Below are 13,728 nucleotides of genomic sequence, written 5' to 3' on the forward strand. Positions count from 1 at the left end.
TTTCAGCGAATTTTCAGCGAAGCCAAAGGGGTTTATGGCGGGATTTTACATTTCAAAGGTTACGTCGCTGAGGCCAGCGTTCACATGGAGCAGGGTGCCCAGCTCGGTTTCCTCGGCTTCGGCGCCGTTCAGGGCCTTCACACCCTTCACGTTGCGCAGGAGCACTTTCAGCCCTTCGGCCTTGCCCTCGAAGGTGAGGGTGACTTTGCCCCCGTCGTTCTGGGCCCAGGCCTTCAGCAGGTCGTTGCCGTACATGTCCTTCACGTCGGCGCTGGCCCGGTCCTTCAGGGCGAACAGGTGCAGGGTCAGGTCCTTGCCGTAGTCGTACTCCACCTCCTGGTCGTTGCAGCCCACGGGGATGAGGGAGTTCTCCCGGGCCATCAGGGGCAGGCTCATAAAGCCGTGGACCTCATGCTGCCACTTGCCGCCTTCCACCACCCGGTTGTCCAGGAAGCTGGTCCAGGTGCCCTCGGGCAGGTAGTAGTCCACGTCCCCCTCCTTGGTGAAGACAGGGGCCACCAGCAGGTCGCCGCCCAGCATGTACTGGCGGTCCAGGTCGGCGCAGGGGATGTCCTGGGGGAACTCCAGCACCATGGCCCGCATGGTGGGCACGCCGGTTTTGTGGGTGTACACGGCGTTGGAGTAGAGGTAGGGCATCAGGGTGCACTTCAGGTTGGTGAACCTGCGCAGCACATCCACGGCCTCCTCGCCGAAGAGCCAGGGCACCCGGTAGGAGTTGGAGCCGTGGAGACGGCTGTGGGTGGAGAGCAGGCCGAAGGCCGCCCAGCGCTTGTATACATCGTCGGGAGCGGTGCCCTCAAAGCCGGAGATGTCGTGGCTCCAGAAGCCGAAGCCGGACATGCACAGGGAGAGGCCCCCCCGCAGGGACTCGCTCATGGAAAGGTAGTTGGAGGAGCAGTCGCCGCCCCAGTGCACGGGGAAGCGCTGGCCGCCCACGGTGGCGCTGCGGGCGAACAGGCAGGCCTGCCCCTTGCCCTTGTACTCCTCCAGCAGCTGGAACACGCACTTGTTGTACAGGTGGGTGTAGTAGTTGTGCATCAGCTCGGGGTCGCTGCCGTCGTAGTAGGCCACGTCGGTGGGGATGCGCTCGCCGAAGTCGGTCTTAAAGCTGTCCACGCCCTGGTCCAGAAGGGCCCGCAGCTTGTCCTGATACCATTTCCAGGCGCCGGGGTTGGTAAAGTCCACCACCGCCAGGCCGGCCTGCCACAGGTCCCACTGCCACACGTCGCCGTTGGGGCGCTTCAGCAGGTAGCCCAGCTCCATGGCCTCCCGGAAGAGGGGGGACTTCTGGCCGATGTAGGGGTTGATCCACACGCAGATGTGCAGGCCCCGCTCCTTCTTCATCCGGGAGAGCATGCCGGGCACATCGTCGAACATGGCCTCGTCCCAGGTGAAGTTGCACCACTCGTTCTCCTTCATCCAGTAGCAGTCAAAGTGGAACACATGCAGGGGCAGCTGCCGCTGGGCCATGCCGTCCACAAAGCTGCGCACGGTCTTTTCATCGTAGCTGGTGGTGAAGCTGGTGGTCAGCCACAGGCCGAAGCTCCAGGCGGGCAGCAGGGCGGGCCGGCCGGTGAGGGCGGTGTAGTTTTGCAGCACGGTCTTGCCGTCGCCGCCGCCCACCACCATGAAGTCGATCTTCTCCCCGGGCAGGGAGAACTGCACCCGGGTGACCATTTCCGAGCAGACCTCATAGGAGACGCGGCCGCTGGAGTTGACCAGCACGCCATAGCCCCGGTTGGTCATGTAGAAAGGGATATTCTTGTAAGAGATCTCGGTGCAGGTGCCGCCGTCCTCGTTCCAGATGTCCACCACCTGGCCGTTCTTCACAAAGGGAGTGAAGCGCTCTCCCAGGCCGTAGACCTTCTCGCCGATGCCCACGTCCATCTGCACCCGCATGAAGGGGCCCTCGGGAGTCTTCAGGGTGCTGATCATGGCGTGGCCGAACCGGTCGCCAATGCGGGTGAGGTACTTGTCCTCATAATAATAGACAAAGGAAGCGGGGTTTTTGGTGATCCGCAGCTCGGTTTTGCCGCTCTTGATGGAGAGGCCGCCCTCGAACTCCTCTACCTCCAGGGTTCGGGCTTCCGCGTCCAGCTCGAACTGGGGCTCCTTTTTGGCGCTGCCCATGAAGTGGAACGCCTGGGTGCGGAGGATGTCCTCCTTGGGGGAGGAGATGAACATTTCCAGCACAGGGCCGCCCATGCCCCGTTCGTCCTGGGGATAGGGCACCGCGTAGAGATACACCTTGTCTGGGAACACCTTCACCTCCCGGATCTGCACGCAGTCGGCGCACTCCACGCCGGGTTGGTTCATCCAATAGCCTTTTGTGAATTTCAAGATGCCAGCTCCTTTCAAGCAGGCGGGCCCTTTCTAGGGCCCGCGAAATGGGGGGACTTTTTCTTGCCCGGGCGGGTTGAAAAACCTGCCGGGATGCTATATAGTATTGATATATGCCCTTTGTGGGCGGGCCCTTGGGCCCCTGTACCTATTGGGGCTATTCTACCGCGTTTTTCCGGAAAATGCTTGTGGGAAACAGACGGCTTGTTGCACGATTTTGATTTTTTATTGGGAAAGGCGGGGCTTGCGTGGTGGACAAACGGCTGAAAGAGGCGCGGCAGCACGGGGCCATGGGCCTTCCGGTGGGCTGTTACCGCATCCGGCCGCCCTATCCCGCCCACTGCGAGGAGCTGGAGTGCCACTGGCACGACGAGATGGAGCTCTTCAAGGTGGAGCGGGGCACGGTGCGGGTGCGCTGCGGCAGCGAGTATTTCGAGGCCCGCGCCGGGGAGATGGTGTTCTTCAACAGCGGAGAGCTCCACGCCGCCCAGCCCCTGGAGGGCGGCCCCCTGGACTACACGGCGGTGGTGTTCCGCCCAGAGATGCTCTGCGGCGGCGAGGACGACATTGCCCGGGTGAAGTATGTGGCCCCGGTGCTGGAGGGGAGGCTCCATCCCCAGCGGGTGACGGACGGCTCCACCCCCCAGGGCCGGCGGGCCCTGGAAGCCTTTGACCAGGCGGCGCTGCTGCTGGAGCAGCGGCCCCCGGTCTATGAGCTGCGGGTGCGGGCCCAGCTGCTGGAGGTTTTCTCTGTGCTGGCAGAGGGCGGCGGGCAGAGCCCTGCCCCCAGGGAACAGGCCCCAGCCCAGGGGGTGAAGGCGGCTATCGAGTACATTCAGGAGCACTACCGGCAGCCCATTACCGTCTCTCAGCTGGCGCAGCTCAGCCACATGAGCGACGGGCACTTCTGCCGCCTTTTTAAAAGGTACACGTTTAAGACGCCGGTGCAGTATGTCAACGGGGTGCGGCTCTCCGCGGCGGCGGACCTGCTGTTGGAAAGCGGCCGCAAGGAGCTGGATATCGCCCTGGAGACGGGCTTTAACAGCCTGAGCTACTTTATCGGGGTCTTTAAGCAGAACATGGGCTGTACGCCCACGGAGTTCCGACGCCAAGGCGGGCGGGACACAACAGGGAGGAATGAATAGATGACGGCTGTTTTGATTGCGCTGGGAATTGTGGCGGCGGCGGGGGCGCTGTTCTGGCTGTGGGCCATTGCCCCCTCTCTGCCCCGGGCGGACTTCTCCGCCTTTCACAGGTTTGACTACGCCCACCGGGGCCTCCACGACAAGGACAAGGGCGTGCCGGAGAACTCCCTCATGGCCTTCGACCTGGCGGTGCGGGGTGGCTTTGGCATGGAGTTCGACCTGCAGCTGACCCGGGACGGCCAGGTGGTGGTCCACCATGACCGCTCCATCGCCCGCACCTGCGGGGTGGACAAGAACATCGACGAGATGACCTATGAGGAGCTTTCCGGCTACCGGCTGCTGGGCACGGAGGAGAGGGTACCCCGGTTTACAGAGGTGCTGGAGCTGGTGGGCGGCCGCACGCCTCTCATCATCGAGCTGAAGAGCTACACCCGCCAGCAGGAGCTGTGCGAAAAGACGGTGGGGCTGCTGGAGGGCTATCAGGGCCTGTACTGCGTGGAGTCCTTTGACCCCCGCATCGTCCGGTGGTTCAAAAAGCACCGGCCCCAGGTGGTGCGGGGCCAGCTGATGTGCCGCATGCCGGAGAAGGGCATGTCCCCCCTGGCGGACTTCATCGGCCGGAACCTGATGACCAACTTCCTGACCCGCCCCCACTTTGAAGCCTATGACTTCCACCTGCGCCGCAACCCGTCCCTGCGGGCCGCCCGCAGGGTGTGGGGCATGCAGGAGGTCAGCTGGACCCTGCGCTCCCTGGAGGATTACCAGGCCGCCAAGGCTGACGGCTGCCTGTGTATTTTCGAGAAATTCCTGCCCCTGGAGACCTCTGCCAGCAAGCACCCTTCTTTCTCTGACCTTTTGAAACAGTACCAGACGGCGGTGTGCCTGCGGGCCGCTGAGCCGCCCCAGGGAAAGAGCAGCGCGGCCAAGTGAAATCTGTAGGTCTTTCCCAGGAAAAGAGGGGGATTGCCCCCTCTTTTTTGGCAGGAGGGGCAAAGGCGGGGGGCTCCGGAAAAATTCTGAAAAAATTTCGAAAAATCCTTGCAAAACCTGGGGTTGTATGGTATTATAATCAAGCGTGACTGCACAGGCGTTCCAGACAAGGGGACGCCAGATATGCGATGAAGCGGGAGGTTGCGGCCCACAGCGGCCGGTTTTTCCGTGGAGTATGTCCGATTTGAAACCGGGCGAAGGAATTTGAAGGGATGGGAACCGCCGGGCGTGCCCGGAAGGCCAAGATTATGCCCTTTGAAGGATCAATATGGGTTTGTCCTTGCCCCGGAGTCCGTGAAACGCGGATTTCCGGTTTTCTTATGTCCAGGGTGGAAACACCCGGAACAGTGTTGAAAAACCCAGCCCGCCTAAAAGAAATGTATAGGAGGCGATTCTAGTGGCAGTCAAGGAAAAAATTCGCATCAGGATCAAGGGGTACGATCATCAGCTGGTGGACCAGTCTTCTGAGAAGATCGTCGCCACCGCAAAGCGCACCGGCGCCCGGGTCTCCGGCCCCGTGCCGCTGCCCACCGAGAAGCAGATCATCACCATTCTGCGGGCCGTTCACAAGTATAAGGACAGCCGCGAGCAGTTTGAGATGCGCACCCACAAGAGACTGATCGACATTCTCCGGCCCAGCAACAAGACCGTTGAGGCTTTGATGGGCCTGGAGCTCCCCGCCGGCGTAGAGATCGAGATTAAGCTGTAAGGCTTGTTCTTAAACTACACCGGAGCAGGAGGGTCATGTTGGAGGAATCCAACCAATAACTCTACAGGAGGAAAAGAAAGATGAAAAAAGGGATCATCGGCAAGAAGATCGGCATGACGCAGATCTTCGACGAAAAGGGAAGAGTCATTCCCGTCACGGTCATCGAGGCAGGCCCCTGCGTGGTCACCCAGAAGAAGACCGAAGAGAACGACGGCTACAACGCCGTGCAGATCGGCTTCGGCGACCAGAAGCCCCAGCGGGTCTCCAAGCCCCTGACCGGCCACTTCAAGAAGGGCGACGTGGCCCCCAAGAAGACCCTGCGCGAGCTGCGCCTGGACGACATCAGCGCCCTGAACGTGGGCGACCTGATCAAGGCCGACGCCTTTGAGGCCGGCGAGAAGGTGGACGTCACCGGCAAGAGCAAGGGTAAGGGATACGCCGGCGTCATCAAGCGGTGGAACTTCCGCCGCCTGAAGGAGACCCACGGTTCCGGTCCCGTTGCCCGCCACGGCGGTTCCAACGGCGCCTGCTCCACCCCCTCCCGTGTGTGGAAGGGCCTGAAGATGGCCGGCCACCTGGGCGCTGAGACTGTCACTGTGCAGAACCTCACCGTTGCCAAGGTGGACGCCGAGAACAACCTGATCGCGGTCAAGGGCGCCATCCCCGGCCCCAACGGCGGCATCGTCGTGGTCCGCGACAGCGTGAAAGCGTAAGGGAAGGAGGAAACAAGCATGCCTAGTATCGCAGTTTTGAACATGCAGGGCAAGGAAGTCGGCCAGCAGGAGCTTTCCGAGGCTGTGTTCGGCATTGAGCCCAACGTGTCCGTGATGAACGACATGGTCAAGAATTACCTGGCCAACCAGCGCCAGGGCACCCAGTCTGCCCTGACCCGCTCTGAGGTTTCCGGCGGCGGCAAGAAGCCGTGGCGCCAGAAGGGCACCGGCCGCGCCCGTCAGGGCTCTACCCGGGCTCCCCAGTGGACCCACGGCGGCATTGTGTTTGCCCCGAAGCCCCGGGAGTACCGCTACACCCTGAACAAGAAGGTGCGCCGCCTTGCAATGAAGAGCGCCCTGTCTTCTAAGGTGCGGGACAATGAGATGATCGTCATTGACCAGATCACTGCCGATTCCTATAAGACTAAGACCATCGCCGACATGCTCAAGGCGGTGGGTTCTGAGAAGAAGGCCCTGATCGTGCTTTCCACCATGGATGAGAAGGTCATCGCTTCCGCTCGGAACATCCCCGGCGTGAAGACCGCCCAGGTCAACACCCTGAACGTGTACGACATCCTGGGCGCCGATAAGTTCATCGTCGTCAAGGATGCAGTCGCTAAGATCGAGGAGGTGTATGCATAATGGCAGCCCAGGATATCATCATCCGCCCCATCATCACCGAGAAGACCATGGACGGCAACAGCCAGAAGAAGTACACCTTCGAGGTGAGCAAGGACTCCACCAAAATCGACATCAAGAGAGCTGTGGAAGAGCTCTTCGGCGTTAAGGTCAGCAAAGTGAACACCCTCCACGTCAGGGGCCGCATGCGCCGCCAGGGCCGGTATGAAGGCTACACCAGAAGCTGGAAGAAGGCCGTTGTCACCCTGACCGAAGACAGCAAGACCATCGAGTTCTTTGAGAGCATGATCTAAAAGCCGCCGGCGCGTCCGGCGCCTCCGGGCGGGGCCCGGGGGATCATGTAAGCCCAAAGATGGGCACGAATGGGGGCAGACGCCGCCCCCGCAAAGCCAAACTTAGGAGAGTGAAAACCAAATGGCAATTAAGAATTACAAGCCGACCACCGCGGCAAGGCGGAACATGTCCGTAACGGACTACACCAGCCTTTCCAAGAATGGTCCTGAGAAGAGCCTGCTGGCTCCTCTGGATAAAAAAGCCGGCCGCAACAGCTACGGCCGCATCACCGTCCGCCACCGGGGCGGCGGCAACCGCAAGAAGTACCGCATCATCGACTTCAAGCGCCAGAAGCACAATGTAGAGGCCACCGTGCTGGGCATCGAGTACGATCCCAACCGCTCCGCCTTCATCGCCCTGGTGCAGTATGAGGACGGCGAGAAGCGCTACATCCTGGCTCCCCACGGCCTGAAGGCTGGGGACAAGGTGGTTTCCGGCGCGGACGCCGACATCAAGCCCGGCAACGCCCTGCCCCTGAAGAACATCCCTGTGGGCACCTTCATCCACAACGTGGAGCTGTACCCCGGCAAGGGCGCTCAGCTGGCCCGGGCCGCCGGCATCATGGCTCAGCTGATGGCCAAGGAGAACGGCATGGCTCTGCTGCGGCTGCCCTCTGGCGAGCTGCGCAACGTGCCTGAGACCTGCATGGCCTCCATCGGCCAGGTCTCCAACATCGACCACGAGAACGTGAAGATCGGCAAGGCCGGCCGCAAGCGCCACATGGGTTGGCGTCCTACCGTGCGCGGTTCTGTGATGAACCCCAATGACCACCCCCACGGCGGCGGCGAGGGCAAGAGCCCTGTGGGCCGTCCCGGGCCTGTCACTCCCTGGGGCAAGCCGGCCCTGGGTTATAAGACCCGCAAGAAGAAGAACCGCAGCGATAAGTTTATCGTGAAGCGCAGAAACGGCAAGTAAGGCGCACGGGAAAGGAGCAGAGATACTATGAGCAGAAGCCTGAAGAAGGGACCCTTTGTACAGCCCGTGCTGCTGAAAAGGATCCAGGCCATGAACGAGGCCGGCGAGAAGAAGATCGTCAAGACCTGGAGCAGGTCTTCCATGATCTTCCCGGATTTTGTCGGCCACACCATCGCCGTCCACGACGGCCGCAAGCATGTGCCGGTGTATATCACCGAGGACATGGTGGGACACAAGCTGGGCGAGTTTGCCCCCACGCGGACCTTTAAGGGCCACGCGGGCGCGAAGACCTCCAAGTAAGGGAAAGGAGAGAAGAAGCAATGGAAGCGAAAGCAACACTGAACTACACCCGCATCTCTCCCCGCAAGGTCGGAATCGTCCTGGACCTCATCCGTAACAAGCCGGTGGACCTTGCCGCCGCTATTTTGAAGCACACCCCCAAAGCCGCCTGCGAGGACCTGGAGAAGCTGCTGAAGTCCGCGGTGGCCAATGCGGAGAACAACTTCAATATGGACCGGAACAGCCTGTATGTTTCTCAGTGCTATGTCACCCCCGGCCCCATTCTGAAGCGGATCCGTCCCAGCGCCCACGGCCGGGCGTTCCGGGTGTTGAAGAGAACTTCTCACATCACCATTGTGGTGAAGGAAAAAGAAGCGTAAGCGGTAAGGAGGCAAAGATATGGGTCAGAAAGTGAATCCCCACGGTCTCCGTGTGGGTGTTATCAAGGACTGGGATTCCCGGTGGTTTGCCAATGACAGCCAGTTCGGCGACATCCTGGTGGAGGATTACAACCTCCGTAAAACGCTGAAGAAGCAGCTGTACGCCGCCGGCGTTCCGAAGATTGAGATTGAGCGCGACGCCTCTAAGGTGCGCATTCACATCCACTGCGCCAAGCCGGGCATGGTCATCGGCAAGGGCGGCTCTGAAATTGAGAAGCTGCGCCAGCAGTGCGAGAAGATGCTGGGCAAGCCCGTTGTCATCAACATTGTGGAAGTGCGGCAGCCCGACCTGAACGCGCAGCTGGTGGCCGAGAACATCGCCTCTCAGCTGGAGCGCCGGATCTCTTTCCGCCGCGCCATGAAGGGCTGCATCGGCCGCAGCATGAAGCTGGGCGCCAAGGGCATCAAGACCAAGGTTTCCGGCCGTCTGGGCGGCGCCGAGATCGCCCGCAGCGAAGAGTACCATGACGGCACCATCCCGCTGCAGACCATCCGCGCCGACATCGACTATGGCTTTGCCGAGGCCAACACCACCTACGGCCGCATTGGCGTGAAGGTTTGGCTGTACAAGGGCGAGGTTTTGAATGACCGCGGCGGCGAGCGCCGCGAGCGTCCTGAGCGCCGGGAGCGCCGCGACCGCCGGGATGACCGCCGGGACCGCCGTGACCGCCGCCCCAATGGAAATAGGGAAGGAGGCCGCAGATAATGTTACTTCCAAAGCGCGTAAAATACCGCAGAGTTCAGAGAGGCCGCATGAAGGGCAAGGCCCTGCGCGGCAATAAGGTGACCTATGGCGATTTTGGCCTGCAGGCCCTGGAGCCCGCTTGGATCACCTCTAACCAGATCGAGGCCGCCCGTGTGGCCATGACCCGTTACTGCAAGCGTTTCGGCAAGGTCTGGATCAAGATTTTCCCCGACAAGCCCGTCACCCAGAAGCCCGCTGAAACCCGAATGGGTTCTGGTAAAGGCTCTCCCGAGTACTGGGTGGCCGTTGTAAAGCCCGGCAGGGTGATGTTCGAGCTGGGAGGCGTCAATGAGGCCACGGCCCGCGAGGCCCTGCGCCTGGCCGCCAACAAGCTCCCCATCAAGTGCAAATTCGTCATGAAAGAAACGGAGGCCAGTGAGTGATGAAAGCTGCAGAAATCAGAGAATTGACCGCTGACGAGCTGAACACCAAACTCGCCGACCTGAAGGCTGAGCTCTTCAACCTGCGTTTCCAGCTCGCTATCAATCAGCTTGACAACCCCATGCGCATTTCGGCTGTGAAGAAAGACATTGCCCGTGTGAAGACTGTCATCCGGGAGAACGAGCTCCGCGCCGACAACGCCTAAGGGAAGGGAGGATTAACAAGTGAGCGAACAGAGAAACATGAGAAAGACCGTTGTGGGCCGTGTTGTCAGCGACAAGATGGACAAGACCGTGGTCGTGGCCATTCAAGACAGCGTGAAGCACCCCATTTACAACAAGGTCATTAAGCGCACTGTGAAGCGCAAGGCCCATGACGAGAACAACGAGTGCCGCGTGGGCGACCGGGTCCGCATTATGGAGACCCGCCCCCTCTCCAAGGACAAGAGATGGCGCCTGGTGGAGATCATCGAAAAAGCCAAATAAAAACTGTTTGGCAGCTTTTTCAAGAACAAAACTATTTGGCTTTTAAGCAAAGGAGGAACGCACTGTGATTCAGCAGCAGTCTTACCTCAAGGTGGCCGACAACACCGGCGCGAAGGAGCTTATGTGCATCCGTGTGCTGGGCGGCACTGGCAGGAGGTATGCCAATATCGGCGACGTGGTGGTTGCTTCCGTTAAAAAAGCAGCACCCGGCGGCGTGGTTAAAAAAGGCGACGTGGTGAAGGCCGTTATCGTTCGGACTTCTTCCGGCGTTCGCCGCGAGGACGGCACCTACATCCGTTTCGACGAGAATGCGGCCGTTATCATCCGTGACGACAAAAACCCCCGGGGCACCCGTATTTTTGGGCCCGTGGCCCGCGAGCTGCGCGACAAGGAATACATGAAGATCCTGTCCCTGGCTCCCGAAGTTCTTTAATGGAGGTGCACTGATAATGAATAAGAAGATTCATGTAAAAACCGGTGACACCGTTATGATCATCAGCGGCAAGGACCGCGGCAAGGTGGGCAAGATCATGCAGGTCAGCCCCAAAGAGGGCAAGGTCATCGTAGAGAACGCCAACTTTGTCCAGAAGCATGTCAAGCCCCGCAGAATGGGTGAGCCCGGCGGCATTATCAAGGCCGAGAGCGCCATCTATGCCTGCAAGGTGCAGCTGATGTGCCCCCATTGCAACAAGCCCCGGCGTTTCCGCACCAAGGTGTTGGCTGACGGCACCAAGGAGCGCGTTTGCGTCAAGTGCGGCAATTCGCTGTAAGGGAGGAACAATCATGGCTAGAATGAAAGATTTCTATAAAGAAGAAGTGGCTCCCGCTCTGATGAAGAAATTTGGCTACAAGAGCGTGATGCAGATTCCCAAGCTGGATAAAATCGTCATCAACGTAGGCGCCGGCGAGGCCAAGGAGAACGCCAAGGCCATTGATTCCATCAGCGGCGACCTGGCCAAGATCACCGGCCAGAAGCCCGTGGTGTGCAAGGCCAAGAAGAGCGTGGCTAACTTTAAGCTGCGCGAGGGCATGCCCATTGGCGTGAAGGTCACCCTGCGGGGCGACCGCATGTACGAGTTCCTGGACCGCCTGTTCAACGTGGCCCTGCCCCGTGTGCGCGACTTCCGCGGCATTAACCCCAACAGCTTTGACGGGCGCGGCAACTACAACATGGGCATCCGCGAGCAGCTGATCTTCCCCGAGATCGACTACGACAAGGTCGACAAGGTGCGGGGCATGGACATCTGCTTTGTCACCACTGCCAATACGGACGAAGAGGCTCGGGAGTTCCTCACTCTGATGGGCGCTCCGTTTACGAAATAAGGAGGGATTATTGTGGCCAAGACTTCGATGAAGGTAAAACAGAAGAGACCCCAGAAGTATTCCACTCGGGAGTACAACCGCTGCAAGATCTGCGGCCGGCCGCATGCCTACCTTCGGAAATTCGGCATCTGCCGTATCTGCTTCCGGGAGCTTGCGTATAAGGGCGAGATCCCCGGGGTGAAAAAGGCAAGCTGGTAAATCATCAAGGAGGTACTAAGACATGCAAGTTACAGATACAATCGCCGATCTGCTGACCCGCATCCGCAACGCCCAGGCCGCCCGGCATGACACCGTGGAGGTGCCGGCCTCCAACATGAAGAAGGCCATTTGCCAGATCCTGGTGGACGAGGGCTATGTGAAGGGCTTTAACGTGACAGAAGACGGCAAGCAGGGGATGATTACCATTACCCTGAAGTACGCGAACGGCAAGCAGCCGGTGATCAAGGGCCTGAAGCGGGTTTCCAAGCCCGGCCTGCGCATCTACTCCAACGCGCAGGACCTGCCCAAGGTTATGAAGGGCCTCGGCGTGGCCATCATCTCCACCTCTAAGGGGATTATGACCGACCGGGCTGCCCGGAAAGAAAACGTCGGCGGCGAAGTGCTGGCGTTCATTTGGTAAAGAAGGGGGTGCGAGAGCATGTCGAGAATTGGAAGAAAACCCATCAATATTCCCGCTGGCGTTGAAGTGACTGTTAACGGCAGCGAAGTGACGGTAAAGGGCCCCAAGGGCACCCTGGACCAGACCTTCAACCCCAAGATGGCCATTGCCGTTGAGGGCAGCGAGATCCTGGTTACCCGTCCTGACGACGAAAAAGAGTCCCGTTCGCTCCACGGCCTGACCCGCACGCTCATCCACAATATGGTGGTTGGCGTGACGGAGGGCTTTTCCAAGACCCTGGAGGTTCAGGGTGTTGGCTACCGTGTGCAGAAGCAGGGCAAGGACCTGGTGATGAACCTGGGCTTTTCCCATCAGGTGGTGGTCTCTGAGAATGAGGACATCAAGATTGATGCCCCCAACCCCAACACCATCGTGATCTCTGGCATTGACAAGCAGAAGGTGGGCCAGTTCGCCGCCGAAGTGCGCGAGAAGCGTCCGCCGGAGCCTTACAAGGGCAAGGGCATCCGCTATGCTGGCGAGTTTGTTCGCCGCAAGGAAGGCAAGGCCGGTAAGGGCTCTAAGTAATAGGTAGAAGGAGTGAGAAATAATGGTCAATAAGGCAGATACAAACAAGGCGCGCCTCCGCCGCCACAAGAGAGTGCGCGGGAAGATCTCCGGCACGGCCGAGCGGCCCCGCCTGAACGTGTTCCGCTCCAGCGCCAATATCTATGCCCAGATCATCGACGACACCACCGGCCGCACCCTGTGCGCCGCATCCACCCTGGATAAGAGCTTTAACGGCTACGGCGGCAACAAAGAGGCCGCCCGCGAGGTGGGCAAGATGATCGCCCAGAAGGCAGCAGAAAAAGGCATCACCAACGTGGTCTTCGACCGCGGCGGTTATATCTTCCACGGCCGCGTCAAAGAGCTGGCCGAAGGCGCCCGCGAGGGCGGCCTCAACTTCTAAGCAAGGAGGAAATGATTTTGGCTAACATTGACGCTTCTACGCTGGACCTGCAAGAGCGGGTTGTGGCGATTAACCGTGTTTCTAAAACCGTCAAAGGCGGCCGGGTGATGAAGTTCTCCGCCCTGGTTGTGGTGGGCAACGGCGCCGGCATTGTGGGCTTTGGCATCGGCAAGGCCGCTGAGGTTCCGGACGCGATCCGCAAGGGCATCGAGGACGCCAAGAAGCATCTGACCACCATTGCCCTGCGGGGTTCTACCATTCCCCATGACATTATGGGCGAGTTTGGCGCCGGCCGCGTCATTCTGAAGCCCGCCGCCCCCGGTACCGGCGTTATCGCCGGCGGCCCGGTGCGTGCCGTGGTGGAGTGCGCCGGCATCCGGGACATCCGCGCCAAGGCGCTGCGTTCCAACAACCCCTGCAATGTGGTGCGGGCCACTCTGGCCGGCCTGACCCAGCTGCGCACCGCTGAAGAAGTGGCTGCCCTGCGTGGGAAGACCGCCAAAGAGATCCTGTAAGGGAGGGCCTGAACATGAAAATTACGCTGAAGAAGAGCCTGATCGGCTCTAAAAAGGACCAGATCGCCACGGCGATTTCTCTGGGGCTGAAGAAGGTGGGCGACACCACCGAGCAGCCCGACAACGCCCAGACCCAGGGCAAACTGAAGAAGATCAGCCATCTGATCGAGGTAAGCGAATAACTAGCTAA

General features: G+C 60.2%; 23 protein-coding genes. 22 read left to right on the forward strand and 1 reads right to left on the reverse strand.

From position 1 onward, the window contains the following. Positions 1-45 precede the first annotated feature (45 nt). Positions 46-2,361, reverse strand: a complete 2,316-nt coding sequence (gene yicI, locus ODJ80_RS12670) for an alpha-xylosidase (protein WP_263042378.1) — start codon at positions 2,359-2,361, stop codon at positions 46-48. Positions 2,362-2,609: 248 nt separating this feature from the next. Here yicI and ODJ80_RS12675 point away from each other — a divergent pair, with 248 nt between their 5' ends. The 22 genes from ODJ80_RS12675 to rpmD all read left to right on the forward strand — a co-directional run bounded on the left by ODJ80_RS12675 (position 2,610) and on the right by rpmD (position 13,720). Further along, entirely contained in the window at positions 2,610-3,506 is an 897-nt protein-coding gene (locus ODJ80_RS12675) for a helix-turn-helix transcriptional regulator (RefSeq protein ID WP_263042379.1), read from the forward strand. Next, positions 3,507-4,436 (forward strand): glycerophosphodiester phosphodiesterase family protein, encoded by a 930-nt coding sequence (locus ODJ80_RS12680; RefSeq protein WP_178863916.1) that lies wholly within the window; start codon positions 3,507-3,509, stop codon positions 4,434-4,436. Positions 4,437-4,893: 457 nt separating this feature from the next. Next, positions 4,894-5,205 (forward strand): 30S ribosomal protein S10, encoded by a 312-nt coding sequence (rpsJ, locus tag ODJ80_RS12685; protein WP_016405529.1) that lies wholly within the window; start codon positions 4,894-4,896, stop codon positions 5,203-5,205. A gap of 80 nt (positions 5,206-5,285) precedes the next feature. Continuing rightward, on the forward strand, positions 5,286-5,918 hold the full coding sequence (gene rplC, locus ODJ80_RS12690; protein WP_178863918.1) for a 50S ribosomal protein L3: 633 nt from the start codon (positions 5,286-5,288) through the stop codon (positions 5,916-5,918). An 18-nt stretch (positions 5,919-5,936) separates the two neighbouring features. After that, positions 5,937-6,560, forward strand: a complete 624-nt coding sequence (gene rplD / locus ODJ80_RS12695) for a 50S ribosomal protein L4 (protein WP_178863920.1) — start codon at positions 5,937-5,939, stop codon at positions 6,558-6,560. Further along, positions 6,560-6,850, forward strand: a complete 291-nt coding sequence (gene rplW, locus ODJ80_RS12700; RefSeq protein ID WP_178863922.1) for a 50S ribosomal protein L23 — start codon at positions 6,560-6,562, stop codon at positions 6,848-6,850. The genes rplD and rplW overlap by 1 nt, the downstream gene beginning before the upstream one ends. A 121-nt stretch (positions 6,851-6,971) precedes the next feature. After that, the gene (gene rplB, locus ODJ80_RS12705; protein ID WP_263042380.1) at positions 6,972-7,805 is read left to right on the forward strand and encodes a 50S ribosomal protein L2; all 834 of its coding nucleotides are present in this window, start codon (positions 6,972-6,974) and stop codon (positions 7,803-7,805) included. 27 nt (positions 7,806-7,832) lie between these two features. Further along, positions 7,833-8,105, forward strand: coding sequence for a 30S ribosomal protein S19 (gene rpsS, locus ODJ80_RS12710; RefSeq protein WP_178863926.1), 273 nt, complete (start codon positions 7,833-7,835; stop codon positions 8,103-8,105). A 20-nt stretch (positions 8,106-8,125) separates the two neighbouring features. Beyond that, positions 8,126-8,464 (forward strand): 50S ribosomal protein L22, encoded by a 339-nt coding sequence (gene rplV, locus ODJ80_RS12715; protein WP_178863928.1) that lies wholly within the window; start codon positions 8,126-8,128, stop codon positions 8,462-8,464. A gap of 19 nt (positions 8,465-8,483) precedes the next feature. Further along, complete coding sequence (rpsC, locus tag ODJ80_RS12720; protein ID WP_178863931.1) at positions 8,484-9,230, forward strand: 30S ribosomal protein S3; 747 nt, start codon at positions 8,484-8,486, stop codon at positions 9,228-9,230. Beyond that, positions 9,230-9,652 carry a 50S ribosomal protein L16 gene (rplP, locus tag ODJ80_RS12725; protein WP_178863933.1) on the forward strand — a complete coding sequence of 141 codons (423 nt, stop codon included), beginning with the start codon at positions 9,230-9,232 and terminating at the stop codon, positions 9,650-9,652. The genes rpsC and rplP overlap by 1 nt, the downstream gene beginning before the upstream one ends. Beyond that, positions 9,652-9,855: a 50S ribosomal protein L29 gene (rpmC, locus tag ODJ80_RS12730; protein ID WP_016404105.1), complete on the forward strand. Its 204-nt coding sequence runs from the start codon at positions 9,652-9,654 to the stop codon at positions 9,853-9,855. Before rplP ends, rpmC begins: the two co-directional genes overlap by 1 nt. Positions 9,856-9,892: 37 nt before the next feature. Further along, positions 9,893-10,135 carry a 30S ribosomal protein S17 gene (rpsQ, locus tag ODJ80_RS12735; protein WP_178864001.1) on the forward strand — a complete coding sequence of 81 codons (243 nt, stop codon included), beginning with the start codon at positions 9,893-9,895 and terminating at the stop codon, positions 10,133-10,135. 64 nt (positions 10,136-10,199) lie between these two features. Beyond that, positions 10,200-10,568, forward strand: coding sequence for a 50S ribosomal protein L14 (gene rplN / locus ODJ80_RS12740; RefSeq protein WP_016404103.1), 369 nt, complete (start codon positions 10,200-10,202; stop codon positions 10,566-10,568). A 16-nt stretch (positions 10,569-10,584) separates the two neighbouring features. Next, on the forward strand, positions 10,585-10,905 hold the full coding sequence (rplX, locus tag ODJ80_RS12745; protein ID WP_178863935.1) for a 50S ribosomal protein L24: 321 nt from the start codon (positions 10,585-10,587) through the stop codon (positions 10,903-10,905). A gap of 13 nt (positions 10,906-10,918) precedes the next feature. Then, positions 10,919-11,458 (forward strand): 50S ribosomal protein L5, encoded by a 540-nt coding sequence (gene rplE / locus ODJ80_RS12750; RefSeq protein WP_178863938.1) that lies wholly within the window; start codon positions 10,919-10,921, stop codon positions 11,456-11,458. A gap of 12 nt (positions 11,459-11,470) precedes the next feature. Further along, the gene (locus ODJ80_RS12755; protein ID WP_178863940.1) at positions 11,471-11,656 is read left to right on the forward strand and encodes a type Z 30S ribosomal protein S14; all 186 of its coding nucleotides are present in this window, start codon (positions 11,471-11,473) and stop codon (positions 11,654-11,656) included. 22 nt (positions 11,657-11,678) lie between these two features. Next, positions 11,679-12,077: a 30S ribosomal protein S8 gene (gene rpsH / locus ODJ80_RS12760; RefSeq protein ID WP_178863942.1), complete on the forward strand. Its 399-nt coding sequence runs from the start codon at positions 11,679-11,681 to the stop codon at positions 12,075-12,077. Positions 12,078-12,095: 18 nt separating this feature from the next. Beyond that, a complete protein-coding gene (gene rplF / locus ODJ80_RS12765; RefSeq protein WP_178863944.1) occupies positions 12,096-12,641 on the forward strand; it encodes a 50S ribosomal protein L6 in 546 nt (181 codons plus the stop codon). Between the two features lie 22 nt (positions 12,642-12,663). Further along, positions 12,664-13,023, forward strand: a complete 360-nt coding sequence (gene rplR / locus ODJ80_RS12770) for a 50S ribosomal protein L18 (RefSeq protein ID WP_178863946.1) — start codon at positions 12,664-12,666, stop codon at positions 13,021-13,023. A gap of 17 nt (positions 13,024-13,040) precedes the next feature. Beyond that, complete coding sequence (gene rpsE, locus ODJ80_RS12775; RefSeq protein WP_317619975.1) at positions 13,041-13,538, forward strand: 30S ribosomal protein S5; 498 nt, start codon at positions 13,041-13,043, stop codon at positions 13,536-13,538. Positions 13,539-13,552: 14 nt separating this feature from the next. Further along, entirely contained in the window at positions 13,553-13,720 is a 168-nt protein-coding gene (rpmD, locus tag ODJ80_RS12780; protein WP_178863948.1) for a 50S ribosomal protein L30, read from the forward strand. The last annotated feature ends 8 nt before the right edge of the window (positions 13,721-13,728 follow it).

This window comes from Acutalibacter sp. LFL-21, from assembly GCF_025630755.1.
GTDB lineage: Bacteria > Bacillota > Clostridia > Oscillospirales > Acutalibacteraceae > Acutalibacter > Acutalibacter stercoravium.

Excerpts from the sequence above, each read along its gene's own strand:
- ODJ80_RS12680 (WP_178863916.1), top strand. The coding sequence starts at position 3,507 with ATGACGGCTGTTTTGATTGCGCTGGGAATTGTGGCGGCGGCGGGGGCG.
- rplC (WP_178863918.1), top strand. The coding sequence starts at position 5,286 with ATGAAAAAAGGGATCATCGGCAAGAAGATCGGCATGACGCAGATCTTC.
- rplD (WP_178863920.1), top strand. The coding sequence starts at position 5,937 with ATGCCTAGTATCGCAGTTTTGAACATGCAGGGCAAGGAAGTCGGCCAG.
- rplW (WP_178863922.1), top strand. The coding sequence starts at position 6,560 with ATGGCAGCCCAGGATATCATCATCCGCCCCATCATCACCGAGAAGACC.
- rplB (WP_263042380.1), top strand. The coding sequence starts at position 6,972 with ATGGCAATTAAGAATTACAAGCCGACCACCGCGGCAAGGCGGAACATG.
- rpsS (WP_178863926.1), top strand. The coding sequence starts at position 7,833 with ATGAGCAGAAGCCTGAAGAAGGGACCCTTTGTACAGCCCGTGCTGCTG.
- rplV (WP_178863928.1), top strand. The coding sequence starts at position 8,126 with ATGGAAGCGAAAGCAACACTGAACTACACCCGCATCTCTCCCCGCAAG.
- rpsC (WP_178863931.1), top strand. The coding sequence starts at position 8,484 with ATGGGTCAGAAAGTGAATCCCCACGGTCTCCGTGTGGGTGTTATCAAG.
- rplP (WP_178863933.1), top strand. The coding sequence starts at position 9,230 with ATGTTACTTCCAAAGCGCGTAAAATACCGCAGAGTTCAGAGAGGCCGC.
- rpmC (WP_016404105.1), top strand. The coding sequence starts at position 9,652 with ATGAAAGCTGCAGAAATCAGAGAATTGACCGCTGACGAGCTGAACACC.
- rpsQ (WP_178864001.1), top strand. The coding sequence starts at position 9,893 with ATGAGAAAGACCGTTGTGGGCCGTGTTGTCAGCGACAAGATGGACAAG.
- rplX (WP_178863935.1), top strand. The coding sequence starts at position 10,585 with ATGAATAAGAAGATTCATGTAAAAACCGGTGACACCGTTATGATCATC.
- rplE (WP_178863938.1), top strand. The coding sequence starts at position 10,919 with ATGGCTAGAATGAAAGATTTCTATAAAGAAGAAGTGGCTCCCGCTCTG.
- rpsH (WP_178863942.1), top strand. The coding sequence starts at position 11,679 with ATGCAAGTTACAGATACAATCGCCGATCTGCTGACCCGCATCCGCAAC.
- rplF (WP_178863944.1), top strand. The coding sequence starts at position 12,096 with ATGTCGAGAATTGGAAGAAAACCCATCAATATTCCCGCTGGCGTTGAA.
- rplR (WP_178863946.1), top strand. The coding sequence starts at position 12,664 with ATGGTCAATAAGGCAGATACAAACAAGGCGCGCCTCCGCCGCCACAAG.
- rpmD (WP_178863948.1), top strand. The coding sequence starts at position 13,553 with ATGAAAATTACGCTGAAGAAGAGCCTGATCGGCTCTAAAAAGGACCAG.